Source organism: Streptomyces albiflavescens (assembly GCF_014645835.1).
Taxonomy (GTDB): domain Bacteria; phylum Actinomycetota; class Actinomycetes; order Streptomycetales; family Streptomycetaceae; genus Streptomyces; species Streptomyces albiflavescens.
Window position 1 is genome coordinate 42,504 of the sequence record NZ_BMMM01000021.1, and the last position, 24,443, is coordinate 66,946.

At 70.5% G+C, this 24,443-nt stretch carries 23 protein-coding genes and 1 pseudogene; 3 read left to right on the forward strand and 21 right to left on the reverse strand.

Annotation, left to right across the window (positions count from 1 at the left end):
• The 14 genes and pseudogenes from IEY95_RS40185 to IEY95_RS40250 all read right to left on the reverse strand — a co-directional run bounded on the left by IEY95_RS40185 (window position 1) and on the right by IEY95_RS40250 (window position 15,106).
• Window positions 1–636, reverse strand: a complete 636-nt coding sequence (locus IEY95_RS40185; RefSeq protein ID WP_229703676.1) for a vitamin K epoxide reductase family protein — start codon at window positions 634–636, stop codon at window positions 1–3.
• Window positions 633–1,409 (reverse strand): respiratory nitrate reductase subunit gamma, encoded by a 777-nt coding sequence (narI, locus tag IEY95_RS40190; protein WP_189191193.1) that lies wholly within the window; start codon window positions 1,407–1,409, stop codon window positions 633–635. Before narI ends, IEY95_RS40185 begins: the two co-directional genes overlap by 4 nt.
• Window positions 1,406–2,218 (reverse strand): nitrate reductase molybdenum cofactor assembly chaperone, encoded by an 813-nt coding sequence (gene narJ, locus IEY95_RS40195; protein WP_229703677.1) that lies wholly within the window; start codon window positions 2,216–2,218, stop codon window positions 1,406–1,408. Before narJ ends, narI begins: the two co-directional genes overlap by 4 nt.
• Complete coding sequence (gene narH / locus IEY95_RS40200; RefSeq protein ID WP_189191194.1) at window positions 2,215–3,759, reverse strand: nitrate reductase subunit beta; 1,545 nt, start codon at window positions 3,757–3,759, stop codon at window positions 2,215–2,217. The genes narJ and narH overlap by 4 nt, the downstream gene beginning before the upstream one ends.
• 1 nt (window position 3,760) lies before the next feature.
• Complete coding sequence (locus tag IEY95_RS40205) at window positions 3,761–6,148, reverse strand: molybdopterin-dependent oxidoreductase (RefSeq protein WP_373294643.1); 2,388 nt, start codon at window positions 6,146–6,148, stop codon at window positions 3,761–3,763.
• A gap of 432 nt (window positions 6,149–6,580) precedes the next feature.
• Window positions 6,581–7,444, reverse strand: coding sequence for a universal stress protein (locus tag IEY95_RS40210; protein ID WP_189191195.1), 864 nt, complete (start codon window positions 7,442–7,444; stop codon window positions 6,581–6,583).
• Window positions 7,445–7,584: 140 nt separating this feature from the next.
• Complete coding sequence (locus tag IEY95_RS40215) at window positions 7,585–8,091, reverse strand: hydrogenase maturation protease (RefSeq protein ID WP_189191196.1); 507 nt, start codon at window positions 8,089–8,091, stop codon at window positions 7,585–7,587.
• Window positions 8,088–9,434, reverse strand: a complete 1,347-nt coding sequence (locus IEY95_RS40220) for a Ni/Fe hydrogenase subunit alpha (protein WP_189191197.1) — start codon at window positions 9,432–9,434, stop codon at window positions 8,088–8,090. The genes IEY95_RS40215 and IEY95_RS40220 overlap by 4 nt, the downstream gene beginning before the upstream one ends.
• Window positions 9,431–10,348, reverse strand: coding sequence for an NADH-quinone oxidoreductase subunit B family protein (locus tag IEY95_RS40225; RefSeq protein WP_189191198.1), 918 nt, complete (start codon window positions 10,346–10,348; stop codon window positions 9,431–9,433). The genes IEY95_RS40220 and IEY95_RS40225 overlap by 4 nt, the downstream gene beginning before the upstream one ends.
• Before the next feature lies 1 nt (window position 10,349).
• Window positions 10,350–11,168 carry an FAD/NAD(P)-binding protein gene (locus tag IEY95_RS40230; RefSeq protein WP_189191199.1) on the reverse strand — a complete coding sequence of 273 codons (819 nt, stop codon included), beginning with the start codon at window positions 11,166–11,168 and terminating at the stop codon, window positions 10,350–10,352.
• Window positions 11,165–11,623 carry a Crp/Fnr family transcriptional regulator gene (locus tag IEY95_RS40235; protein ID WP_229703678.1) on the reverse strand — a complete coding sequence of 153 codons (459 nt, stop codon included), beginning with the start codon at window positions 11,621–11,623 and terminating at the stop codon, window positions 11,165–11,167. The genes IEY95_RS40230 and IEY95_RS40235 overlap by 4 nt, the downstream gene beginning before the upstream one ends.
• Complete coding sequence (locus IEY95_RS40240) at window positions 11,620–12,795, reverse strand: 4Fe-4S dicluster domain-containing protein (RefSeq protein WP_189191200.1); 1,176 nt, start codon at window positions 12,793–12,795, stop codon at window positions 11,620–11,622. Before IEY95_RS40240 ends, IEY95_RS40235 begins: the two co-directional genes overlap by 4 nt.
• A 510-nt stretch (window positions 12,796–13,305) precedes the next feature.
• A pseudogene (locus IEY95_RS40245) lies at window positions 13,306–14,136 on the reverse strand (bifunctional aminoglycoside phosphotransferase/ATP-binding protein); the annotation flags it as partial.
• 100 nt (window positions 14,137–14,236) lie between these two features.
• The gene (locus tag IEY95_RS40250) at window positions 14,237–15,106 is read right to left on the reverse strand and encodes a universal stress protein (protein ID WP_189191201.1); all 870 of its coding nucleotides are present in this window, start codon (window positions 15,104–15,106) and stop codon (window positions 14,237–14,239) included.
• A gap of 361 nt (window positions 15,107–15,467) precedes the next feature.
• Here IEY95_RS40250 and IEY95_RS40255 point away from each other — a divergent pair, with 361 nt between their 5' ends.
• The gene (locus IEY95_RS40255) at window positions 15,468–16,073 is read left to right on the forward strand and encodes an Rv1733c family protein (RefSeq protein WP_189191202.1); all 606 of its coding nucleotides are present in this window, start codon (window positions 15,468–15,470) and stop codon (window positions 16,071–16,073) included.
• A 28-nt stretch (window positions 16,074–16,101) separates the two neighbouring features.
• Window positions 16,102–16,389 carry a DUF1876 domain-containing protein gene (locus IEY95_RS40260; protein ID WP_189191203.1) on the forward strand — a complete coding sequence of 96 codons (288 nt, stop codon included), beginning with the start codon at window positions 16,102–16,104 and terminating at the stop codon, window positions 16,387–16,389.
• Window positions 16,390–16,496: 107 nt separating this feature from the next.
• Here IEY95_RS40260 and IEY95_RS40265 read toward each other — a convergent pair whose 3' ends face one another.
• Genes IEY95_RS40265 through IEY95_RS40275 form a run of 3 tightly spaced genes read right to left on the reverse strand, consistent with a single transcriptional unit; the run spans window position 16,497 to window position 17,380 of the window.
• On the reverse strand, window positions 16,497–16,775 hold the full coding sequence (locus IEY95_RS40265) for a hypothetical protein (RefSeq protein WP_189191204.1): 279 nt from the start codon (window positions 16,773–16,775) through the stop codon (window positions 16,497–16,499).
• A gap of 35 nt (window positions 16,776–16,810) precedes the next feature.
• Window positions 16,811–17,062 (reverse strand): DUF2933 domain-containing protein, encoded by a 252-nt coding sequence (locus IEY95_RS40270; protein WP_189191205.1) that lies wholly within the window; start codon window positions 17,060–17,062, stop codon window positions 16,811–16,813.
• A 54-nt stretch (window positions 17,063–17,116) separates the two neighbouring features.
• Window positions 17,117–17,380: an SHOCT domain-containing protein gene (locus tag IEY95_RS40275; protein ID WP_189191206.1), complete on the reverse strand. Its 264-nt coding sequence runs from the start codon at window positions 17,378–17,380 to the stop codon at window positions 17,117–17,119.
• A gap of 203 nt (window positions 17,381–17,583) precedes the next feature.
• Here IEY95_RS40275 and IEY95_RS40280 point away from each other — a divergent pair, with 203 nt between their 5' ends.
• Entirely contained in the window at window positions 17,584–20,394 is a 2,811-nt protein-coding gene (locus IEY95_RS40280) for a heavy metal translocating P-type ATPase (protein ID WP_189191207.1), read from the forward strand.
• Window positions 20,395–20,503: 109 nt separating this feature from the next.
• Here the strand turns inward: IEY95_RS40280 and IEY95_RS40285 are convergent, their stop codons facing one another.
• The 4 genes from IEY95_RS40285 to IEY95_RS40300 all read right to left on the reverse strand — a co-directional run bounded on the left by IEY95_RS40285 (window position 20,504) and on the right by IEY95_RS40300 (window position 24,436).
• A complete protein-coding gene (locus IEY95_RS40285) occupies window positions 20,504–21,493 on the reverse strand; it encodes a hypothetical protein (RefSeq protein ID WP_189191208.1) in 990 nt (329 codons plus the stop codon).
• A 19-nt stretch (window positions 21,494–21,512) separates the two neighbouring features.
• Window positions 21,513–22,712 carry a choice-of-anchor P family protein gene (locus IEY95_RS40290; protein WP_189191209.1) on the reverse strand — a complete coding sequence of 400 codons (1,200 nt, stop codon included), beginning with the start codon at window positions 22,710–22,712 and terminating at the stop codon, window positions 21,513–21,515.
• Window positions 22,713–23,538: 826 nt separating this feature from the next.
• Complete coding sequence (locus IEY95_RS40295) at window positions 23,539–24,093, reverse strand: Dps family protein (RefSeq protein WP_189191210.1); 555 nt, start codon at window positions 24,091–24,093, stop codon at window positions 23,539–23,541.
• Between the two features lie 76 nt (window positions 24,094–24,169).
• On the reverse strand, window positions 24,170–24,436 hold the full coding sequence (locus IEY95_RS40300) for a hypothetical protein (protein WP_229703679.1): 267 nt from the start codon (window positions 24,434–24,436) through the stop codon (window positions 24,170–24,172).
• Window positions 24,437–24,443 lie beyond the last annotated feature (7 nt).

Sequence of the window (24,443 nt, forward strand, 5' to 3'; positions counted from 1 at the left end):
CTACAGCAGGCTGCTCCAGTACGGCCAGAAGCGGGTGAGGACGAGCAGCGCGATCACCCCGTACCAGGCGGCGAGCAGCATCCAGTGCGTGTCCCGCACGAGCTGCAGGACACCCCGCGGCACGGGGACGATGCCCCGCTCCAGGCCGTGCAGGGTGACGTACCAGAACAGGCCGATGGTGACGACCCAGACGACGGCGCAGTAGGGGCAGATCTTGTTGAGCTCGTAGAGCGACTGGACAATCAGCCAGTCGACGAACACCACACCCGCCAGCGCCCCGGCCTCCAGCGCGAGCCACAGCCCACGGTGCAGGCGCGCCCCGGAGAGCACGGCGACGCCCAGGACGGTCACGGCGGCGAAGGCGCCGAGGCCGAGCAGCATGTTGGGGAAGCCGAACAGGTGCCCCTGCGCACTGGACATGACGCTGCCGCAACTCACGATGGGGCTGATGTTGCAGGACGGTTGGTAGGCGGGATCCCGGAGGAGCCGCCAGTCGTCCACGGTGAGTTGGAAGGAGGCCAGCCAGCCGACGATCCCGGTGAGGACCATCGCCCATCCGGTTCGACGGCTCGCTCCCACGGCGTTGGCGCACCGGGCGCTCGTGGCGTCCGGCGCGAGTGCCGGCCCGTGACTCATGCGGCTCGCCGCGAGCTGGAGGCCGGCCGGCGTTGGCGCGCGGGCGCCGGGGCGGCGGGTGTGGCTCGGCGTCGGTAGACCAGATACGGGCGGGCCAAGTATCCGATGGGGGCGCTCCACACGTGGACGAGGCGAGTGAACGGCCAGGCGGCGAAGAGCAGGCAGGCGCTCAGGGCGTGCAGCTGGAACAGCAGCGGGGCGTCGGCAATGGCCGCCGGGTGTGGTTGGAGGGTGAAGACGCCGCGGAACCAGACGGAGACGGTCTCCCGGTAGTCGTAGCCGCCGCCGAAGACGTTGTGGGTGGCGGTGGCGGAGATGCCGAGCAGGACGGTGACGGACAGCAGCGGGAACAGCAACTTGTCGCTGCGGTCGGTGCCGAGCCGGATCCGGCGGGTCAGCAGCCGTCGCGCGCAGAGCATGCCGAGCCCGGTGACCATGGCCACGCCCGCCACGGAGCCCGCCCAGACAGCGGTGGTGTGGTAGGCGTGCTCACTGATGCCGGCCGCCTCGGTCCACGAGTCCGGGATCGCGAGGCCCACGACATGCCCGGCGATCACCATGAAGGCGCCGAGATGGAACAGCGGGCTGCCCCAGTGCAGCCAGCGGTGTTCGAGCAGCTGGCTGGTACGGGAGGTCCAGCCGAACTGGTCCTGCCGGTAGCGCCAGACGTGCCCGACCACGAACACGGCGAGGCAGATGTAGGGGAAGGCGACCCACAGGAGCAGGTCGGCGCCGCTCGTGGTGGCGGACAGGGCGGTGGGCGCGGCGTTCATCGGGGGCCTTCCGTACGGCTGGTCGGGGCTGACGGGACGCGGGTCGGAAGGGCGGGCGTCGGGGGCACGAAGGTGCCCGGCGGGGCGAACTCCCCGTCGCCGTAGGTCCCGTAGGGGTCGAGGCCGACCTCCTCGTTCGGCGGGCCCTCCGCGACGAGCTGGTCCACCGCCGCGCGGTCGGCCTCGGTCGGCGGTGGCAGCAGCGTGAGCAGGGCGGCCAGGACGTGCCGGTAGGGGGAGTCGGTGAGGGCACGGTGAATCAGCTCCAGCCCGCGCCGGTGCTGGCGCAGAGGCGCCTCGCCGCCACCCGGTCCCGCCAGGGCGGCGAACTCCAGGACGACCGGCAGGTGGTCGGGCAGTTCGCCGCCGTCGGTGTCCCAGCCCGCGGCACGGTAGCGGTGGTTGAGGGTGAGCAGGGCCATGCCCCGGCGGCGGGTGTCGCCGTGCAGGTAGTAGGTGAGGTAAAGGCTGCTCTTGCGGCGCAGGTCGAACATCTCGACGTAGTGCCGCTCCAGCGCCTCGCGATCCTGTGTGGCGAACCAGTCGGTGAACCGGGCCAGGTGTTGCGCCGCGGGCGTGGTCGGCAAGGCCTTCACTACGGTTGCCAACTCCGGCCGGGCCGCGGTCAGTTCGGAGTCGGGGTACTGCAGGAGCAGCGACGCGAGCCGCAGTATCAGCCCTCGGCCCGCCGTCTCCTCGGGTGTGAGCCGTGCCGGGCGGCGTACGGCCGCGCGGACGCGGGTGCGGGCGATGGCGGGGATCGTTGCGGGCTGGGGGTACCCCCGGACGAAGTTTGGGGGAGGGCTCACGGACGGCCTCCGGCGGGAGCTTCGGGCGCACGGCGGCGCAGGGTGGGGATGCCGAGCATGACGCGCCGACCACCGGCGTCGGTCGGCTCGCCGGAGGTCTCGACCGGGCAGCGGTTCTCCATCGCGGTCAGCGCGGCGGCATCCTCCGTGTGCGCGGCCGGGACGACATACCGGTCGGCGTACTTGGCGACGGCGAGCAGCCGGTGCAGGTCCTCCGCCTCCCGGGCGGTGAGCCCGACGGCCTTCAACACCGCCTCGTCGCCGGCCTCGCCGAGGGTGCGTTCGCGCATGTACGAGCGCAGCGCGGTGAGCTTCATCAGCACACCGGCGACGACGTCGGTGTCCCCGGCGGTGAACAACTCCGCCAGGTACTCCAGCGGGATGCGCAGCCGGGTGACGGCGGCGAAGACGTGGTCGGGATCGTCCTGGTTGCCGCCGGCCACGTCGACGGCATCCAGGACGGGCGAGAGCGGCGGCACGTACCAGACCATCGGCAGCGTGCGGTACTCCGGGTGCAGCGGCAGGGCGACCTTGTACCGCATGACCAGGTCGTGGACCGGGGAGCGGCGAGCCGCGTCCAGCCAGTCCTCGGGAATGCCGGACTCCCGTGCGGCGGCCCGCACTTCGGGATCGCGCGGGTCGAGGAAGACCCCGCGCTGGGCGTCCAGCAGGTCCTGTTCGTCCGGGGTGGCCGCGGCCTTGCCGACGCGGTCGGCGTCGTAGAGGAGCAGCCCGAGGTAGCGCAGGCGGCCGACGCAGGTCTCGGAGCAGACGGTGGGCTGTCCGGCCTCGATGCGTGGGAAGCAGAAGGTGCACTTCTCGGCTTTGCCGGTGGCGTGGTTGACGTACACCTTCTTGTACGGGCACGCCGTCACGCACATCCGCCAGCCCCGGCAGCGGTCCTGGTCGACGAGGACGATGCCGTCCTCGACGCGCTTGTACATCGCGCCGGACGGACAGGCCGACACACAGGCCGGGTTGAGGCAGTGCTCGCACAGCCGGGGCAGGTGGAAGAGGAAGGTCTGCTCGAACTCGAACTTGACCTTCTGCGCCCATTCCCCGGTGAGGTTCGGGTCGCCGCCCGCGTTTTCGGGGGCGCCGCCGAGGCCGTCCTCCCAGTTGGCGCCCCAGGTGATGGCGGTCGGTTTGCCGGTGAGGACGGAGCGGGGGCGGGCGACGGGGATGTCATTCTGGGCGGGGGCGTTGACGAGGTTGTCGTAGTCGTAGGTGACCGGTTCGTAGTAGTCCTCGATGGCCGGCAGGTCGGGGTTGGAGAAGATCGACAGCAGGCGCTTGATCCGGCCGCCGGAGCGCAGGACCAGCCGGCCGCGCTTGTCGAGCATCCAGCCGCCCTTCCAGTGGTCCTGGTCCTCGTAGCGGCGCGGGTAGCCGACGCCGGGCTTGGTCTCGACGTTGTTGAACCAGGCGTACTCGACGCCGGTGCGGTTGGTCCACGTCTGCTTGCAGGTGACCGAGCACGTGTGGCAGCCGATGCACTTGTCGAGGTTCATCACCATCGCGATGTGAGCCATGACGCGCATCTCAGTACTCCACGTTCTGCGAGCGGCGGCGGATGACGGTGACCTCGTCGCGCTGGTTGCCGGTCGGGCCGTAGTAGTTGAAGGCGTAGGTGAACTGGGCGTAGCCGCCCGCGAGATGGGTGGGCTTGAGCAGCAGCCGCGTCAGGGAGTTGTGGATGCCGCCCCGCTTGCCGCTGACCTCGGTCTTCGGCACGTTCACGTTGCGGTCCTGGGCGTGGTACATGTACACGGTGCCCTCCGGCATCCGGTGGGTGACCACGGCCCGGGCGGCGACGACGCCATTGCGGTTGTACGCCTCGATCCACTCGTTGTCCTTTGCGCCGATCTTCTCGGCGTCGGCGGTGGACATCCAGATCGTGGGTCCGCCGCGGGACAGGTCGAGCATGTACTTGTTGTCCTGGTAGTTCGAGTGGACGGACCACTTGGAGTGCGGAGTGAGGTATCGGACCGTCACCTCGGCACGTCCGTCGTGGAGTTGTTCGTCGCCGTAGTGCCGGGGCGTGTTCAGCGGCGGCCGGTAGACGGGGAGTTGCTCGCCGAGTTCGGCCATCCAGTCGTGCTGCACGAAGAAGTGCTGGCGGCCGGTGAGGGTGTGCCAGGGCTTCTTGTGCTCGGTGTTGATGACGAACGGCGCGTAGCGGCGGCCACCCGTTTCCGAGCCCGACCACTCGTAGGACGTCATCACCGCGCGCGGCTGAGTGCGGGTGTCGGCGAACGTGATCCGCTCGGCCTCGCGCTCGGAGGCCAGTTCCACCAGGCCCTCGCTGCCCGTCTGCCGCTCCATCTCGCGGAAGCCCTCGGTGGCCAGGCGGCCGTTGGTGGTACCGGACAGGGCGAGGATGGCCTCGCACATGTCGGAGGCGGTGGCCAGGGAGGGCCGACCCGCGGCGATCCCGTCCCGTATGGTCCCGCAGCGGTGGCGCAGGTCCTCGATCTCCCGGTCGGGGTGGACGGTGATGCCCTTGGTGGTGGTGCCCAGGGTGTCGAGCAGCGGACCCACGGCGCGCATCTTCTGTGCGATGGCGGCGTAGTCCCGTTCGATGACGGCGAGTTTCGGCATGGTCCGTCCGGGGACCGGTTCGCACGCGCCGGTCTTCCAGTCCCGCACCACCCCGCCGGGCTGGGCGAGTTCGTCGGGGGTGTCGTGCGTGAGCGGCACGGCCAGGACGTCGGTGCGGGTGCCGAGGTGCTCCGCGGCGAGCTCGCTGAACCGGTCGGCGATGGTCAGGAAGGTGTCGTAGTCGGTGCGGGCCTGCCAGGGCGGGCCGATGGCGGGGGTGAAGGCATGCACGAAGGGGTGCATGTCGGTGGACGACAGGTCGTCCTTCTCGTACCAGGTGGCGGCGGGAAGGACCACGTCGGCGAGCAGGCCGGTGGAGGTCATCCGGAAGTCCATGCAGACCAGGAGGTCGAGCTTGCCCTCGGGCGCCTCCTCCCGCCACGCCACCTCCTTCGGGCGCGCCTCAGGAGGGGTCTCCTCGGAGCGGACCGCCGCGTCCGTGCCCAACAGGTGCCGCAGGAAGTACTCGTTGCCCTTGCCCGATGAGCCCAGCAGGTTCGCCCGCCACACCGTCAGCACGCGCGGGAAGTTGGCCGGGTCGTCGGGGTCCTCGGCGGCGAACCGCAGCCTGCCCGACTTCAGTTCGTCCACGATGTGCTCGGCGACCGGCTTGCCCTGGGCCCGCGCCTCGTCCGTCAGGTCGAGGGGGTTGCGGTTGAAACCGGGGTGACCCGGCGTCCAGCCCAGCCGCACGGCCTGCGCCAGGCAGTCGGCGAACCCCTTGCCCTGGAATCGCCCGTCCCCGAGCGGGGACGCCAACTCTTCGGGCCCGAACGCCTCGTAGCGCCACTGGTCGGAGTTGAGATACCAGTACGACGTGCCGGCCATGTGCCGGGTGGGCCGCTGCCAGTCGAAGGCGAACGAAAGGTGCTGCTGTCCGGTGACCGGGCGGACCTTCTCCTGGCCGACGTAGTGGGCCCAGCCGCCGCCGTTGACGCCCTGACAGCCGGTCATCGTCGTCAGTGCCAGGAAGGCGCGGTAGATGGTGTCGGAGTGGAACCAGTGGTTGGTGCCGGCACCGAGGGCGATCATCGAACGGCCGCCCGTGCGCTCGGCGTTGCGGGCGAACTCGCGGGCGATGCGGGCCGCCTGCTCGGCCGGCACGGAGGTGATCGTTTCCTGCCAGGCCGGGGTGTAGGGCTCCGACGCGTCCTCGTACGAGGTTGGCCAGCTGCCCGGAAGACCGGGGCGACGAACGCCGTACTGGGCGAGCATCAGGTCGAAGACGGTGGTGACGAGCCGGCCGCCGACGCGCCGCACGGGCACCCCGCGCATCATGACCGAGCCGCCCTCGGTGGCGACGACACCGTCCTGCCCCCCCGAACTCACCGCATAGCCTCAAACAGAGATCACCGAGTGGCCATCGATACACCACTCCGCGAACGTGACCCGGTTCCGATAGCGTTCCACCCTCTCGCGGCACAGAGCGGCCTGGTATGGGCCCGACGGTCCTCGTGAGTGCCGTTCGGCCCCACAGGGCTGAACGGTTCGGAAGCGATGCTGGGCGTATCAGGACGGCGACCCGGCGGGTGGAGAGGATCGATGAGCAAGCGCAGGCGAGCCAAGCGGGTGGCCGAACGCGCCGGCGGCAGCGCCCGGTTGCCGTCGCAGGTCGCAGCCGCGCGGGCGACGGGCGGCTCTGTCCGTTTGAGTGCCCGCGGCACGGCCGGCGACTGGGTGCTACTCCCAGGCGGCACATGGCGGCGCGTCGAAACGATCCGAGTGCGAAGTCTGTTCGGCTGAAACCGGGCGACGCGCCCGTCACGGCCTCTGGGGCACGACCGCGACCGGGCACTGGGCGTGGTGCAGAAGTGCGTGGCTGACGCGGCCGAGCTGGAGCCCGACATGGCCCGTCCTGGGCCGGGCCCCGACGACCACGAGGTCAGCGGCTGCCGATCGCCGCACGAGGATCTTGCCGGCCGGCCCCTCGAGCGTCGTACGGTGCGCCCGTACCCGCGGATACTCGGCGATCGCTTCTCCGAGCAGCGCGTCAAGCAGTGCGGAGGCCTCCTCCTCGGGAGTGTTGGCCGCTTCCTCAGGATGACGGCCCAGGTGGGCGGGGCTGCGCCAGGCCCGGACCATGTCCAGGACGCAATCGCGCACCTCTGCCTCGCGAAAGGCGAACCGCACGGCATCGGCGGCCGTGTCGGCGTCCCCCGGACCAAGAAGAATCCGCTCATGCCTACCGGCCGTGCCCGCCTCGTCGCCTCGGACCACGATCACAGGGCAACGGGCCCGGCCCGCAACGGCCAGAGCGACCGACCCGAGCAGCATTCCTTTGAGCTGACCACGCCCGCGCGACCCCGTCACCAGTGCGGACGCACCATCCCCCTCGCGCACGAGGGCGGCTGCGGCCTCCTCCGGGATGATGTCGGTGGTGACCTTCACATCAGGGTTGCGCCGCTCGGCGCGCTCCGCTCCGGAAGCCACGACGTGCTCCGCCAGCACCCGCTCAGAGGGGCGCTTCAGGCTGGTGGATGGCAGGGCACCCTCGTATCGCTCCCAGAGGGAGGCGTAGACGAGCCTGAGGGGGACACCATGGCGGACTGCTTCGTCCACGGCCCAGTCGAGGGCAAGCAGACTCGAGTCCGATCCGTCGATGCCTACAACCAGAGGGAGTCCCATCGTCCCCACCGCCTTTCATGGGGCTTGCAGCGCATTGGACCGACTCCACCGTCGCACCCTCACCCACCAGGGCACGAGAGGCCCTTCGGCCCTTTGCAGGGGCAATAGGCCCATGGCTCGTCCATCCCCGCCGCAGCGGTTCACGGAAGGGGCGCACCGCCAGATGTCCGCCGTTGGTGATTTTCTTCGCCGGCCCGTCGTACGGAGGTGGCGGTGCGCTCAATCAATTCGGGGAGGGCCGACCGCACCGGTTCGCTCAGCCCCGTGCCGAGTTCGACGTCGGCCACCTCCACGGCGTGCACGATGACCTTCCGCGGGAGCAGGTCGAGGGCTTCCGCCAGGGCGAGACACTCCCCCAAACCCAGGGCGTGCGTACTTGCCGTGCCTCTCGCGCGGCCGGCCACCTCCGCTGCTGTCAGGGTGTGCAGTTCGCCCGGCCTGGCAGGATGCAGAAGGAGGGCTTCCACCACGACCGCGATGTCGGCGCCGCGCCACAGTTCGAGCATCCGGCCGGGTTCGCCGTCGCTGACCGCCAGCGCGATGTCGTCGGGAACACGGCCTCGCAGGGCCTCGACCACCGCCGGACCCACCCCGTCGTCACCGCGGAGGGGGTTGCCCACGCCGATCACCACGATCCGGCCGGTCATCCGCGTTCCACGGTCAGGTCGAGGAAGTGGGCGGCGCAGGAGATGCAGGGGTCGTGGTTGCGGATGGCCCGTTCACACAAGCGGGTGAGCTCCTCGTCGCCGGCTGCCGTTCCGAGCCGGTCCAGGCGTGCCTGGACAGCCCGGCGTACGTCCTCCTCGATCGCCGCCTGGTTCTGGGCTGTAGGAGGAATGATGCGGGCTGCGGTGAGCGTGCCGTTCTCGGCGAGGGCGTAGCGGTGGTACAGCAGTCCGCGCGGTGCCTCGGTCGCTCCGGCGCCCACTGCCTCCCGCGCAATGACGTCGAGAGCCGGCCGCGGCGGTTGTTCGTAGTCCTGAATGATCCGCAGGGCTTCCTCGACGGCCTGCACCACCTCCACAGCGCGTACGACGATGCTTCGGAAGGGGTTGGCGCAGATGTCCCCGGCCGCGGGATCGCCCAGCCCGGCTTCCCTGGCGGCCTCGGCCGCCACCGGGTGGAGCCACCGGCCGTTGACCGCGTAGCGGGCCAGTGGGCCGGTCAGGTAGCGGCGGCCGTCGAGCGCGGCGGTCAGAGCGGTGCTGTGCGGCACCTGCTCTTCGTGAACGTGCTGTTCGAGGTCGGACACGGGGAACTCGCGGGGCGCCGGCGTTCGGCCATGGGGAGCGATGACCGTCGGTGTGCCGGAGTCGATGGCGTAGCGGCCCGGGTCGCGCAGTGCGAGCAGGTCATGGTCGCTGCCCGCGTCGGGGAAGTCGAAGGCCGCCACCCAGCGGACGGTCTCCAGCGCGTCGTCGCGGGCCTGCCGCAGTCGTTCGGCCAGCGGACGCAGTTCTTCGGGCGCCGGTGTGCGGTAGAAGCCGCCGACACGGACGTTGACCGGGTGGATGGGTCGTCCGCCCAGCTGTTCGAGGATCGCGTTGCCGGTCTGTTTGATCCGCAGGCCGCGCTCGACGGCTGCCCGATGGTCGCGGGCGAGTTCGACGGCATCGGCCCGGCCGAGGAAGTCGGGGGCGTGCAGCAGGTAGATGTGAAGGGTGTGGCTCTCGATCCATTCCCCGCAGTACAGCAGGCGGCGCAGCTCCGCGAGAGGCCCCTCCACGGTGACACCGCAGGCGTTCTCGATCGCCTGGCAGGCGCTCATCTGGTAGGCGACCGGGCAGATGCCGCAGATCCGTGCTGTGATGTCCGGCGGCTCGGTGTGGGCGCGCCCGATCAGGAAGGCTTCGAAGAACCGGGGTGGTTCGTAGATGCGCAGTCGCGCTTCGGTGACCGTCTCCTCCTGTACGCGCAGGTGCAGGGCGGCTTCGCCTTCCACTCGGGCCAGTGCGTCCAGCCGTAGGACGCGGGTTCCGCGATGGCTCATGCGGGCCTTTCCGGGTTGGTTTCTGTTCCTGCCCCAGGGGTGTCCTGCTGCTCGGCCGCGAGATCGGCCACGGGGGCATACTCCGGCGACGCGGCGTTGAAGGTGCGGAAGACACGCAGGATGTCCGCCTCACTCATTCCGTCGCGGCCGAGTTGCGCAACCATGGAACGCAGGTTGGGCCGGCTGGTCGGCCCGAAGCAGCCGTAGCAGCCGCGTCCGTAGGCGGGGCAGATGGCACCGCAACCGGCGTGAGTGACTGGGCCCAGGCAGGGGGTGCCATGGGCCACCGTGACGCAGGTGGTACCGCGCCTTTTGCACTCGAAGCAGACGCTGTGGCTGGGGATCCGGGGTGTGCGTCCGACCAGGTGGGCGGTGATGACTTCGAGGAGCTGGCGGCGGTCGATGGGGCAGCCCCGGAGTTCGAAGTCGACCGGTACGTGGGCTGAGATCGGGGTCGAGGTCTCCAGGGTGGCGATGTAGTCCGGGCGGGCATAGACCGCGGCACGGAACTCGTCGATGTCCCCGAAGTTGCGCAGTGCCTGGATGCCGCCCGCAGTGGCGCAGGCGCCGATGGTCACAAGACGCCGGGAGATACGCCGGATGTGCTGGATTCGCTCGGCGTCCTCGGCCGTGGTGATCGAGCCCTCGACCAGGGAGAGGTCGTACGGACCCCGGCCGGCCAGCTCCGCGCGCCCCCCGTCGGGACCTTCGGCCCCGGACATCTCCAGGAAGTGCTCGATCCGTACCTGCTCGGTGAGGCCGAGCAGTTCGTCCTCGCAGTCGAGCAGGGTCAGCTGGCAGCCGTCGCACGAGGCGAACTTCCACACGGCGAGCGTGGGCAGGGGGTGGGAGTTCGCCGGTCCTCGGGCGTGGGGCCGTCCTGATTCGCCGGCCAGTCCTCGGTCGGTGTCCATCTCACAACTCCCGTACGGCCAGCAGACGTTCCACGCGGTCGTAGCCGACGACCGGTCCGTCCCTGCACACCAGCAGCGGACCGAGCTGGCAATGGCCGCAGTGGCCGGTGGCGCAGCGCATGTTGCGTTCCAGCGACACCTGAACGCGCTGCGCGGCGAGGCCTCGGCCCATCAGGGCGCGTGCGGTGTGGCGCATCATCACCTCGGGCCCGCACACCAGCGCGTGGGTCCGGTCCGACCGGAGGGCGAACGCGTCCAGCAGGGTGGTGACGACCCCCACCGGGCCTTGCCAGCCCGGGCCGGGGCGGTCGACGGTCACCCCCACCTCGGCCCTGCCGCGCCAGCGTTCGACGTCCTCTTGGTAGATCAGGTCGCCAGGTGTACGGGTGCCCACCAGGATCCCCAGCCGACCGTAGGCGTCCGGCCGGTCCAGGACCGCGTGCACCACCGGTCGCAGTGGCGCCAGGCCGATGCCGCCTGCGATCACCAGCACGTCCTGGCCGACTGCCGCGTCGAGGTCCCAGCCGGTGCCGAACGGCCCGCGCAGCCCGACGGTGTCCCCCGGGCGCAGGTCGTGCAGGGCGGTGGAGACCGCGCCCACCGCGCGCACGGTGTGCACGAGGCCCCCGTATGGACCGTGCAGGGCACTGACCGAGATCGGCACCTCACCGACCCCGAACGCGTAGATCATCGCGTACTGGCCGGGTGCGAAGGGCGGGAGTTCCCTGCCGGCAGGGACCAGTTCCAGCGAACGGGTGTCGGCGGTCTCCGTCCGGGTCTCGGCGACCCGGTAGGGCAGTGGCGGCGTCACGGTGCTCATGGTGGGCCACTCCCGTGGGGTGCGTAGAGGTCCAGCAGCCTGATGCGGGTGGCTTGCAGGCGCCCGGCGACCACCTCGATGAAGCGGCGCATCAGGGCGTATCCGAGTTCCGGGTCGGCCGCGCAGAGGGCGAGGACGTCGGTGGCGGGGAACTCCGTGGCTTCCACCGGGGTCACCGTCCGTGCACCGAGGTGCCAGCGGTACGGCGGGCAGATCCACGACCAGCCCAGCAGCTGACCCGCACCAAGCGTTTCTATGAGGGCCTCCGGCTGTCTGCCGGGAACGCAGATGTCGAGGGCGACCTCGCCGCTGCGCAGCAGCCAGAAGCGGTCGGCTTCCCCGCCCTCGTCGAACAGGCGCGTGCCGGCCGGGAACGACACGTCGAGCCCCACGGCCAGCAACCGCTCACGCTGTACGAGCGGGAGGAGGTCCAGAGGCGGCGGCAGCTCGGTCACGGGGCCTCCCCCGATGCTTCGGACCGCGTCCAGTCGTGCAGGGCGGCCGCCTCCTCGGTGATGTCGATGCCCACCGGGCACCACACGATGCAGCGGCCGCAGCCCACACAGCCGGAGGAGCCGAACTGGTCGTACCAGGTTCCGAGCTTGTGGGTCATCCACTGCCGGTAGCGACTGCGCGGGGACGTACGGACGGGGCCACCGTGCAGCTGGGAGAAGTCCAGGTCGAAGCAGGAGTCCCACAACCGCCACCGCTCAGCGTGGTCACCGGTGAGGTCGGTGACGTCCTCGGTCGTGGTGCAGAAACAGGTGGGACACACCATGGTGCAGTTGCCGCAGGTCAGGCAGCGCCCGGCAACGTCGTCCCAGCGGGGGGCGTCGAGCGTGCCGGCCATCAGCTCCCGCAGGTCGCCCTCGGGCATGGTCCTTCCCATCCGGTCCTCGGCGGCAGCAACGCCTGCGCGGGCCGCCGCACAGGTGGCGGGGTCTGCCGGGCGGACGGGCAGTTCGGCGAGGATCTCGTCGCCTTCCTGGCTCCCGCCGCGGATCCAGAAGCGGTGGCCGTCGTCATCGACCACCTCGGTGATCACCAGGTCACAGCCGGGAGGGGCCGTGGGGCCCGTGCCCATCGAGACACAGAAGCAGGTGCCGCCGGGCTCCGTGCACTCGACCGCGATCAGCAGCGCTCCTGCACGCCGCCCCCGGTATTCGGGGTCGAGGTGGGGCCCACCGGTCAGCACCCGGTCCTGGATGGCGATGGCCCGCGCGTCACAGGGGCGCACCCCGAGGAAGGCGTACCGCGGCGTCGAGGTCTCCTCTGCAATGAACACTGTCTCCTCGCCCACCCGGTCGGCACGCCACTGCCGCACTTTCGCCGGGTGCAGGAACTGCTTCCACGACTGGGGGCCCGCCGCGTTCGCGAAGGCGGCACCGTCGGCCCGCTCCCGCAGCCGATACCTTCCGGCTTCGAGTTCCACGCCCCATCCGTACGGCAGCTCGTCGGCCGACTTCAGCTCGGCCAGCACGATCGCACCGTCCCGCACGGTGGGGCCGACCACGGTGAACCCTCGCCCGGCCAACACCTCAACCAGCGCGACCATGCCGTCCTTGTCCAGCACCAACCCGCTGGACGCGGAAGGCGACGAGTTGTACAGGTCGGGGCTTGCACTCATGGCCGTTCTCCTTCGGCACCACGCCGGGCGGGCCGGGCATCACCGGTGCCTCATGCAATCCACGAACGCAGGATTTCCGGTCCGGCACCACACGGGTAGGGCCATGCGGGCCACGGACGCGGGCCCTTCGTCTCCGCCCCCTCGGCGAGGCCGACACCCTCCCCTACGCCCGTCGGCGAGGCCGAGGCCCCCTCCGCCTTCGGCTGTGCGGGGCCTCATAGGGCTCGCCGGCCACACGCAGGGGCCGTTCGGCCCAGTGCGCGCGGGGCGGCCTGGACAGATGGTCGAAGAAGGCCGGCAGGAAGGTGGCTGCCATGCGAGGGGAAACGATCCGGAAAGGCACACCGCCTCGCGTCGAGCCGAATCTGGGCGACTACGAGAAGGTGTGTGCGGGCTTCACCTGGTCGGAGGCGCGTGCCGCGCTGCAGGGGCTGCCCGGCGGACGGGGACTGAACATCGCGCACGAGGCTGTGGACCGGCACGCGACGTCAGACGATGGTGCGGCCGTCGCGCTGCGCTGTATCGGGCGGGGATACCGGCAAGCTCCTTGCGGAGCCGGTCGCTGCTGAGCAGGGTGACCTCCAGCCGGTCAGCCAGCGCTCCGGAAACGGTGGACTTACCACTGCCAGGCAGTCCGCCGACGAGGGTCAGCGATACGGCAGGGGTGCGCAGGTGGTGCAGCGCCGTCGAGGCCGGCCGCCGCGCTGTCGCCGCCGCGCCGGGCGGGCCCTGCCGGGCCTGGATCAGGGAGACCTTGGCGCGGACGAACGCGCGGTAGGCGACGTAGTCGTGCCACAGGGAAGGGGCGCGGGATCTCCGGAGTACTCGCTGTACTGGCCGAGGAAATATGCCGCGGCCTCCGGGGCGCCGAGCTGTTCCAGGTCCATGGCGAGGAAGGGGGATGACGCCTTCGGCGGCCAGTGCGCGGACCTGTGTGAGGCCGGCATCCCCACGCGACAACAGCGAGTCCCGCGTGCCTTGTTCGTCCACGTCGCGGCCACGGGGCGCGGCCGCGTGCCAGCCGGCGAGGTGCCGGGCGACGGTCCGGAGGACATCGTCGACAGCGGCTCCTTCTCGTACCAGGTGGGAGAGGCGGCGATCCGCCGGCACGCGACGCATCACCACGACGGGTTCGGATGCCTTCGCGTCAGGACTGCGGAACTCGCCCAGACCCAAGTAGACGTCGGGGGCGAAGCGGCGGTTGGGAGCGACTTCGCGCTCGCAGGCAGCCCGGCGAGCCGCCACCAATGTGTAGTCCAAGAACCCCAGATCGACCGGTTTCTTGACCTTGTAGGCGCGGTCGCAAGCGAAGAACACGATCGCGGTGTGGGTCTCGAACACCTCTGCGCGCGGCAGCGGCTCACCGTCGTGCCCGGCACCGGACCGGAGCGCGGACGCATCGGCCCGAGGGACCGGCCGCGCCGATGTCTCGCGGCCGGACTCAGTCATGAGGGACGACGGCGACGGGGCAGCGCCCGTGATGAATGGCGGCCTGCGCCACGGGACCCAGGTGGGGCGCCAGGCCATGACCATGTCGGCGACGGCCTACGACCAGCAGCGCGGCGCCTTCGGCGGCTTGTACGACGGCCTTGGCGGGGCTTGCGAGACGAACGCTGTCGGCCACGTCCACCCGCGGGTACTTCCCCCGCCACAGGTGGAGCGCCTCGCTCAGCTGCTTGTACGCATCGCGCGTCATCTCTTCGGTGACCTCGTGGTCCACGCCCCAGGGCACCCGTGCATGGAGCGGCACGCTTCTGCCGTGGACAGCCAGGAGAGGAAGGCCCCTGGCCGCAGCGGTGTGGAAGGCGAAGTCGAGCAGGGAGTCGGAGGTTCCGTGCAGTTTCAGGGCCACGACCACCCGGCTCGCGGGTGTCGGGTGCGGTCCCTGTTCCCGGGGTTCGGCGCGGACCAGCACCACCGGCCGCTCCGCCCGTGCCACGACGGGCATGCTGACGTCCCCCAGGAAGTAGCTCTCGAGGGGCTCCAGCCCACGTGAACCCAGCACCGTCATCTCCGACTCCGACGCTGCTTGGAGCAGGGCGTTCTGAGCGTCGTCGGCAACCAGGTTCCCGACGATGGACAGTCCCGGGTGGCGCCCCTGAAGCTCTGCTCGCGCGGTGTGGACGAGACGCTTCGCCCAGTAGTTCTGATCGACTTCCGACGGGACGCGGGCCGGTTCCGGCGCCAGCAGCGGCCACGCGTGCAGCAGGCGCAGGGTGAGCTTGCGCTTCTCGGCCTCGTCGGCGGCCCAGCGGGCAGCAGCAAGGCTCTCGGGCGAGCCGTCGAGGCCCACCGTGACGGCTGGTTGCATGACGGGCCTCCTGCTCGTAAGAAGCTGAAAATGACGGCGGACGAGTCCGATCGAGTGGATGGTCCGAAACATCGCCTCCGTGCCGAGCGCGCTGCGTTCTCTCATTCGAGGATCACCCGATCCCCTCCGCGACGCATGTGGACCTGTCGAGGAGGGGCCGGAGGCGTGGAATCCGACACGAGAGGAGGCAGGGGCGGTGACGATGATGACCGTCGCCTGCTGAGGTTGACCGCGTCGACAGCCGACCGCTCGGGCCTACGCCGGTCCCGCAGGGACTTTCGGCCCCGTGACCGAAGCCCGCTGCTGTTCGATGATGGACGAGGCGGGGGGAACGGACCAGCAACGTGCTGGAGGCCGCACCATGAGGGCACCCGGATCGCCGTCCGCATCCGGTCCGCCCCGGCCGCGCAAAGAGAACGCGCCGCATGGGGCGAACCCGCTGAGGCGTACGTCCGACAGGTTCGAATCCTGGTTCCGCCGCGTACTGATGCTCGTCCTCGTCCTCGGACTGCCGATGGCGGCGCTCAGCGCGGGGCTGACGGCGTACGAGTCATCCATGCGCACCGTGCATGCCCAGGCTGCTGAACGACACGAGGTCACCGCCCGACTCGCGTCCAACGTGGCGGGCGATGACCGTGTTTCGAAGCAACCGGCACAGATCCGCTGGACCGAGCGTAACGGCGTTGTGCGGACGGGAACCACCTTCGTGCAACTGGGAACGTCCAAGGGCGCCACCGTGCGGGTATGGGTGGACCGGGACGGAGCCATCACCGGTGCACCGATGAGCGCCGTCACCGCGAAGGCCAACGGCTGGTTCGTGGGCGGTATGACGGCACTCTGTGTGGTCGCCGGGTTCTACGCGGCGCGAGCAGCCATGTGTCTGGCCCTGGACCGGAGAAGGTCCGCGCAGTGGGACGTCGAATGGGACCTGGTGGAGCCGCTGTGGTCCGGGCGCTTCCGCCGGTGACTGACGGGCCGGAATGAGGAGGAAGGCAATGTCGCACACGGCTGAGTGGAAGGTTCGCCTCCACCTCTTCGAAGACGACGACGGAACAACGAAGGCGCACGTGGTCCTGGACACCGGCACCGCGGCGCTCACCGGCCACGGAACCGCGCACTGCAATCCGGCGGACACGAACGTGCCGGAGATCGGTGACGAACTGGCGGCAGGCCGGGCCATGCACGACCTCGCCCACCAGCTGCTGAACGCCGCCGGAAACGACATTCAAGGCATGGGCGCGCACCAGCCGGGCACCCGTGAGCCCGCCGGATGGCCCATGTGAAACCCGGCGGATTCAAGAAGGATCATCCACGGCAGATCCCATGTGACCCCTCGGAGGCGGCTCCCAGGGGTGCTGAGGACCACCAGCGACCACAGGCCGTTGCGGCGTCATCCAGGGCGACCGCCCATGGTGGAGGCGGGGTGGGCGGGTGTGCGCCGTCCGTGGGACAGGCTGCTCATGCGCTGCTGGTAGGCGCCTGCGTCGAGGCGGTGGTGCAGACGCAGGCCCACCACTCTCAGCTCCGCGGCCTCCAGGGCTGCGCGCCGGCCCCGCAGGCGGGCCAGCGGCGGGCGGCGCGGCTCATCGCAACCGAACAGCCGGGTGATGTCGTAGACGAGGGCTGTCAGGATCAGCAGCCCGATCAGTGCGGCGATGAGGGCGGCCATGGCCTTCCACCTCCCCCACCCGGGCCGGGGCCGGGTCAGGGCCGGCTGGGCCCGGTGTGGTGGTCGTGCTTGCGCAGCGGGTCTTCGTCCCGGTCGTCGCGGTGCTGATCGTGGCCGCCATGCATGTCCTGGCCGTGCATGCCGCGCATCATGAAGAACATCATCAGCGGGCAGGCAACGAGGATGGCGAGCCAGATCAGGTTCTGCAGCGGCGCGCCGACGATCAGGACAGCGGCGATGACGATCGCGGCGGCGAGTGCGTACAGGCCGTAGTTGCGCTTGTTCATGACCGGCCTCCTTCAGAGGAGGGCAGGGGCCGCAACCGGTGCGGCCTGCGGGCTTCAAGGTTTGGCGAGGGGTCCGGCGTGCAGTGCGTTCAGACGGCGCCGGTAGTCGTCCTCGTCGATCTCCCCGCGGGCCAGCCGCTCCCGGAGGATGTCCTCCGCCGAGGGCGTGGCCGGGGTGTGGGTGTGCATCTGGGGCCGGTTCAGGGCGCGGAAGAGCAGCACGGCAACTGTGATGATCAGCGCCCAGAACAGAATCATGCCGGCCGACATCGCGAACCAGCCCCAGCCGCTGACGTTGTGGTCATACCAGAACAGCATCGCCGTTCACCTGCTTCGGCCTTGTTCTGTGGCCGGGATACGGAAGCGCACCCAGCACTTCTTGCCTTCTCTTGCATCGTCCCGCCGTTGGGCGTGGCGGTCTGGGGCCGGAGGTCCCGGGCCAGTGGGCCAGTGCGCCCCTACCAGGTAGGGGTAGCCCGGCGCAGGCTGGAGAGTGAAAGGAGAGGGGAGGCGAGCAGCCCATGGGTGCCCTCGAAATCGTCGTCGCCCTTGCCTCGGCCCTGCTGATCGCCACGCTGGGCTGGTACTTCTTCGGCCCGCGCCGCGCCGGTGCCGCCCGGCTGGAAGGCGGGGTGCAGCGGGTGGAGGTGACCGTGCGGGGCGGCTACAGCCCCGACCTGATCAAGGTCCGCCAGGGCACCCCGGTGGAGGTGGTCTTCGACCGGCAGGAGGCCGGCGAGTGCAGCTCCCGAGTGGTCTTTCCCGACCTGAAGGTCGGGGCGGGCCTGCCCGCCCACACCCGCACCACGGTGCGACTGAGCCCCGACCGTCCGGGCTCCTTCGGCTTCTCCTGCGGGATGAACATGATCCACGGCACGCTGCTGGTCGAACCCGCGGAAAGCCCCGCACCACCCACCCCGAACGGCCACGGGGCCACGGCCGCACCTGCTCCTGGTCCTCCTGTTACCACCGGCGGACCGGCGGCCGGTGAAGAACGGACGGCGGCCGAGGCGGAGGCCGCGGACGCCGCCGAGCGACAGGCCGAGATCAAGGACCTCACCCGCAGGGTGCTGCTCGGCGCGGTGTTCACCGCCCCGGTGCTGTTCGCCGTGATGGCGCACGAACTCTTCGGTGCCGACTGGGTGCCCGGTTGGATGCTGAACCACTGGCTGCAGCTGGCGCTGATCACGCCGGTGATGTTCTACACCGGGTGGCCGATCCACGTGACGGGCTGGCTGACCCTGCGCCACCGGGCCGCCGACATGAACTCCCTGATCACCCTGGGTACGAGTGCCGCCTACGGCTACAGCCTGCTGGTCACCCTCACCCCCGGCCTGCTGCCTGAAAACCTGCGGGAGGTCTACTTCGAAGCCGTCGGCGTCATCCTGACCCTCATCCTGCTCGGGCGGCTGCTGGAGGCCCGCGCGAAGGCCGGCACCGGCGAGGCCATCCGCGCCCTGCTTGGCTTGCAGGCCCGCACCGCCCGAGTCGTGCGGGACGGAACCGAGAGGGAGATCCCCGTCGAGGACGTCGTGGTCGGAGACGAACTCGTCATCCGGCCGGGCGAGAAGATCCCCGTCGACGCCGAGGTCCTCTCCGGGTCCTCCGCAGTCGACGAGTCCATGGTCACCGGCGAGTCGATGCCCGTCACGAAGCACAGCGGCGACGTCGTCATCGGCGCCACAGTCAACGGCACCGGGTCCCTGCGGGTACGGGCGGCCAAGGTCGGGGCCGACACGATGCTGGCTCAGATCATCCGTCTGGTGCAGCAGGCCCAGGCGTCGAAGGCCCCCATCCAGCGGCTCGCCGACGCCGTGTCGGCCTACTTCGTACCCGCGGTGATCGCTATCGCGATCGGCACCTTCGCCATCTGGTTCACTCTGGGCCCCTCCCCCGCGCTGACCCTGGCGCTGGTCTCTGCGGTCGCGGTGCTGATCATCGCCTGCCCGTGCGCGCTGGGCCTGGCCACTCCGCTGTCGGTGATGGTCGGCACCGGCAAGGGAGCCCAGGCCGGCATCCTGATCCGCTCCGCCGAAGCCCTGGAAACGGCACACAAGCTGGACACCGTCGTGCTGGACAAGACCGGCACCGTCACGGCGGGCAGGCCCGTCCTGACCGACGTCCAACCCGTCGGCGGATTCGACGAGACGGCGCTGCTGCGGCTGGTCGCGGGGGCGGAGGCCGACAGTGAACACCCGCTCGCGCAGGCCATCGTCACCGGCGTCCGCGACCGCGGCCTCAACGCGCCGGCGGCGACGGGCTTCGACTCGGTGACCGGCAAGGGCGTCCAGGCCACCGTCGACGGACACGCCGTCCTGGTCGGCACGGCCCGGCTGCTGGGCGACGTCGGCATCGACACCACCGCACTGACCCCCGTCGCGGCCAACCTGTCGGCCGAGGGCAAGACTCCCGTCCTCGCCGCGGTGGACGGACAGCCCGCCGGCGTTCTCGCCGTCGCCGACACCGTCAAGGAGGACTCCGCCGCCGCCATCGCCGCCCTGCAGCATCTCGGTATCGACGTCGTCATGCTCACGGGCGACAACGCCCGCACCGCCGCCGCCATCGCCGCTCAGGTCGGCATCACCCGGGTGCTGGCAGAGGTGCTGCCCGAGCACAAGGCCGACGAGATCCGCCGTCTGCAGGCCGAGGGCCGCACCGTCGGCATGGTCGGCGACGGCATCAACGACGCCCCCGCCCTGGCCGCCGCCGACGTCGGCCTGGCTATCGGCACCGGCACCGACGTCGCCATCGAGGCCGCCGACATCACCCTGATCTCCGGCTCGCTCGGCGGGGTCGTGACGGCGATCCGGCTGTCGCGGGCCACGATGCGCAACATCCGGCAGAACCTGTTCTTCGCCCTGATCTACAACGCCGTCGGTGTCCCGCTCGCCGCAGGCGCCCTGTATCCGCTGTGGGGCATCCGGCTCAGCCCGATCATCGCCGCCGCGGCCATGGCGCTCAGCTCGCTGTCGGTCGTCACCAACGCCTCCCGGCTGCGCCGCTGGCGCCCCCAGCCGCTGACCGATGCCCGGCCCGCTCGCGTCCAGCCCCGTGTCGAGTCCGCTGCTGACCGAGCCCCAGCTGCCGGGAGCACGGCCGCCCCGGCAGGCTCTGGGCACCACCACCCGGCTTCCCAGAGCGACGACGACGGCATGGTCGCGGACCCGGTGTGCGGCATGCAGATAAACAGGGCGACCGCCGCAGAGCACCGGCAGACGGAGCACGGCACCTACTACTTCTGCTCCGCCCACTGCGCCGCCACGTTCGACGCCGATCCCCACCGCCACACCGCCCCCACGGCCGGCGACAGCCACGAGGGAGGCGACCCCTGATGACGAGGCGTTCGCCCGGCACGTCGGCCGGCGAAGTCACCGCCCTCGACGAACGGACGTGCGGCCGGCGGGGTGAGGGCAGTTCCCACACCGCGCCGGCCGTCCGTTACTACCAGGAGTACGTGATCTCGTTGCGCAGCGTGGTGGGCGGCGCGCCCGCCGCCTGCTTCACGAGTGTGACTCCCTCCGTGCCCATGAACTTCCCGGGATCGGACGGCGGCCCCGACCAGGCGGCGCCGAACTTCGGGTCGTTCGCGGCGGGGATCACCGACGGGCCGAAGGTGTCCGGGCAGATCGGTGTGCTGACCGAGACGCTGCCGCCGTTGCCTTCCACACCCACCTCGACCGAACCGCACTCGGAGACTGGCTTGTCGGAGATGGGCGACCACTTCACGACCTGCTCGCCGCCCTTGTAGTACAGGATGGAGTCGACGCGGGTCAGCCCGTAGGGGAACCACGAGTCGTAGTCCCTGGAGAGCGCGCTGGTCGTCATCTCGTCCGCGATGTAGCGGCCGTACTCGTCGTCCTGGTCCAGGTGGCGTACGACGCAGCCGTGCGACTGGAGCAGGTCGCCCTCGGCGCTGATGTCCACGCACCAGGTGTCGATGACCGGGGGCTCCCCGTCGTCGGCCGCGAATGTCTTCCGGGCCTCGGCCGGGTCCATGCCGAGCGCGACCTGCTGGTTCACCGCGCTCATGCCATACCGCTTCTGACGGACGATCAGCTCGGAGTCGCTCCGGCCGGCGGTGTCCGGCGCCTGCTCGGCGTCGACCGTCACCCGGCCCGCCTCCCGCTGTACCCGTACGTGCGAACGGGCACGCGTGGAGACCCGGACGGTGGTATTGCCGTCGGTCCACGCCGTCTCGTAGACGTCGGCGGTGAGCCGGCGCTGCCGGTCCAGATGGAAACGGTGCGCGTCGGGTCCGCCGAGTGTCACCCCGGCCGGGCTGGAGACGGTCACGCCGGAGGTGGCCCGGTCGCCGCCGCCCACCGCGGGGTCGGCTGCGCCTGTGGTCAGCGCCCCCGTGACGGCAACCGCCGCCACCACGAGGACCCGGAACGTCCTGGATCTGCCCATGCCTGTTCTGCTCGTGCTCATGTGCCTCTTCCCCCCAAGGTCAGGCTGTCGGCGGGCAGTTGTGGGCGTCGCTGGTCGCCGAACCCACGACGACGTCGATGAGCCCGGCCGCGTCCTGCAGGTGAACGGCGTTCACGGTCAGCCCGTGGTCGGCGTCGGCCACCGGGATCTGCTCGTTGACGACCAGCCGGGCGAGACCCAGGTCGATCTCGGTGTTCGGCACGTCGGGAACGTCGATCTGCTTCCCGGCGATCTTCAGCGTCAGGCCGGTCGTTCCCGCGGCCTTCTGGCAGGTGCTGGTGGAGACCGCCTCGACGCCGGACAGCTCGATGACAGGCAGTCCGGGCAGCCCGATCCGCGCCGACTCCACGGTGGTGTGGGCGACCGAGGTACCGGGGGCCAGACTGGTGGTCACGTCGGCGCACACCGCATCGAACTCCAGCCCCGGGGCATCGATCTCGGCACTGCAGGGCGGCTTGGTGACGGTGGCCCTGGCGGTGCGCACGGCCCCGGTGTCCGGCTGCGGCGGCAGCGTCACCGGGAACAGCAGCAGGTCCACGGCGGCGAAGGCGCCGTAGGCGCGGCCCGTCACGTACTGCAGCAGCACGGTCGCCGAGTCACCGGAGGAGAGGTAGTAGTCGTCACCGGCGAACGCCCCCGACACCGGCACGGTGCCGTTCTCATTCAGCGGCTGGTCGACCTTCGCCACGGTGCAGGAGGCCGTGCCGCCGGTGTCCGTGGCGGCGTCGCACTTCTGCTCGTTCGCTCCGGTCCCCAGGGCGAACTGCACCGTGCGGTTCTCGACCGCCTGCCCCGCGCCGTCCTTCAGTACGGCTGCCAGCCGCGCCGGCTCGTCGTTGGCGATGTACTTCGTGCCGGTGTAGGCCAGCGTGGTGGCCGCCTTCTCGATCCGGAAGGTGCTGAAGGTGCCGACCCGACCGGCATCGCTCTCGGCGCGGACGCTGACGCCGTAGTAGCCCGGCTTGTCGGCCGGGGCGAGGGTGCAGGACGCGGAGCCGTCGCCGGCGCTGGTCGCGGTGCAACTGGCGGTGCCTACGCGGAAGGTGACGGTGGCCCCCGCATATCCCGAGTCTCCCAGCGCGATGACGGCGGAGAGCTTCGTCGGGGCCCGGTAGGGGGCGCTGTCCGGTCCGGTGTAGGTGACTTTCAGGGTGGCGGCGGCCGCGGTGCCCGGTACGGCCACGACGGCCGCGGCAGCGGTCAGCAGGAGGCCGGTCAAGCCGGCCAGTAAGAGTCTGGAGCGGGTGCGGGATGGTCTGGGCAGGCGCATGTGCGCCCTCCTCGTACGCCGTGTCCCCCGGGCGGCGTGTCCCCCGGCCGACCACTTGATGTGGCCGCGTCAAGCGATGGTAGGAGCGCCGGACCGGACCGGCCGTGCGGCGGAACCGGACTCCCTCACATCCGCACACTCACTCCCAGAAGCACATGTTCCGCCCCGCATTGTCACCGAAAGTGCCGGAACCTGTTGCGCGACATGGGAGATGCGCATGAAGGCGACGTCGTCGTTGTCGGCGAAGGCCGGTGACCGGGGCAGGATCAAGGCCCGGCAGCTCGGCAGCAGGCCGGCCGGCGGTGACCGCCGGTGCCCGTCCGGCGGCCTGGGCGGCTTTGCGGGCCTCCAGCGCGATGACGTCCTCGTGAATGGTGCCGGCCCCCAGGGCCACGCGGATTCCGGCCACCACGTCGGCGTGCTGCCGGTGCCGGTGCCGGTGCCGGTGCCGGTGCCGGTGCCGCAACAGTACCTTCACCGGCCTTCGTTCCTTCGGTGTCGCCGAGGGCCTTCCTTGCCGCGGCCCAGAACGCCTCGTGGACGGCGGTGAACGTGCCTGCGGCGCACCGTGCCCGCACGAGGCGCTCGCGCAGGTCGCGCATCCGCTGCTCCATGTCGGCGGCGGGCGTTGCGGACGCGAGGACAGCGATCTGCCGACCCAGCGAGGAGATCTCACCGTCCACACGGGAGACACGGGCCGCGGCGGCCTGCACTGCCAGCCCCACTCACTGATGAGGGGCTTCGCGCCGAGCGGCTTCATCGCACTTCCTGTCGCTCAGCTCTGGACGAGCGGGGTGACCACCAAGTGTTCTGCGAGGAACCAGACCTGACGTTCACCGGTGCGGATGACCTGCGAGACGAGCAGGTCCTGGGTGCCGTCGTCGCCGAGCTCGGCGGTGCGGGCAGCGGCATCGTGCGCTTCGGTGAGGATCGTCTCGTGGGCTTCCAGCAGCCGGGACACCATGGCAGGGACTTCCTCGACGCCGTCCGGGGGACGCGGGATGGAGGTGATCTCGGCGGCATGCCGAGGGTCGCTCACGGCGACGCCGCCCAGGCTCTGCACGCGCTCCGCGATGTCGTCAACCAGGGAGAGTTGCTGCTCGGCGTGCTGGTCCAGGAGCAGGTGGAGTGGGTAGAAGGTGGCGCCACGCATGAGCCAATGGTGCTTCTTGTACAGCGCGTACAGGAACTGGGTGTCCGCCAGCACCTGGTTCAGGCGCTGGCAGGAGTACATCCGTGCGTCGTAGGACAGCGCGATCGGGAACAGTTTGACGGTCCCGAACTCCTGGATCTGCTGGCTCTTTTGATGCAGTCGCGGCTGGCTGGTCATGGTTGGCTCCTGTTCGGTCGAGGGGTCGCAGCCCGGCCGAGCGGGCCGAGCTGCACACGGTGAGCGGAGGGCGCGGTCAGCTGATGGCTCGGACGGCTTCGCGCATCAGGTCGGTCACGCGCTTCGGGTGGGCGAGCATGACGAGGTGGGAGGAGTCGACCTCGACCATGGTCATCCCGGCGCGCTTGTAGCCGAAGCGCTCAACGTCCGGGGTGATGGTGTGGTCCGACGTGGAGACCAGGCTCCATGCGGGCTTGGTCTCCACGCCGCCACGGGGGACGCCTTGGATGTCGGCGAACGCGCCATGCACCAGGACGACGGTGGGTGTGGTGGCTTGGGTCATGAGAGCC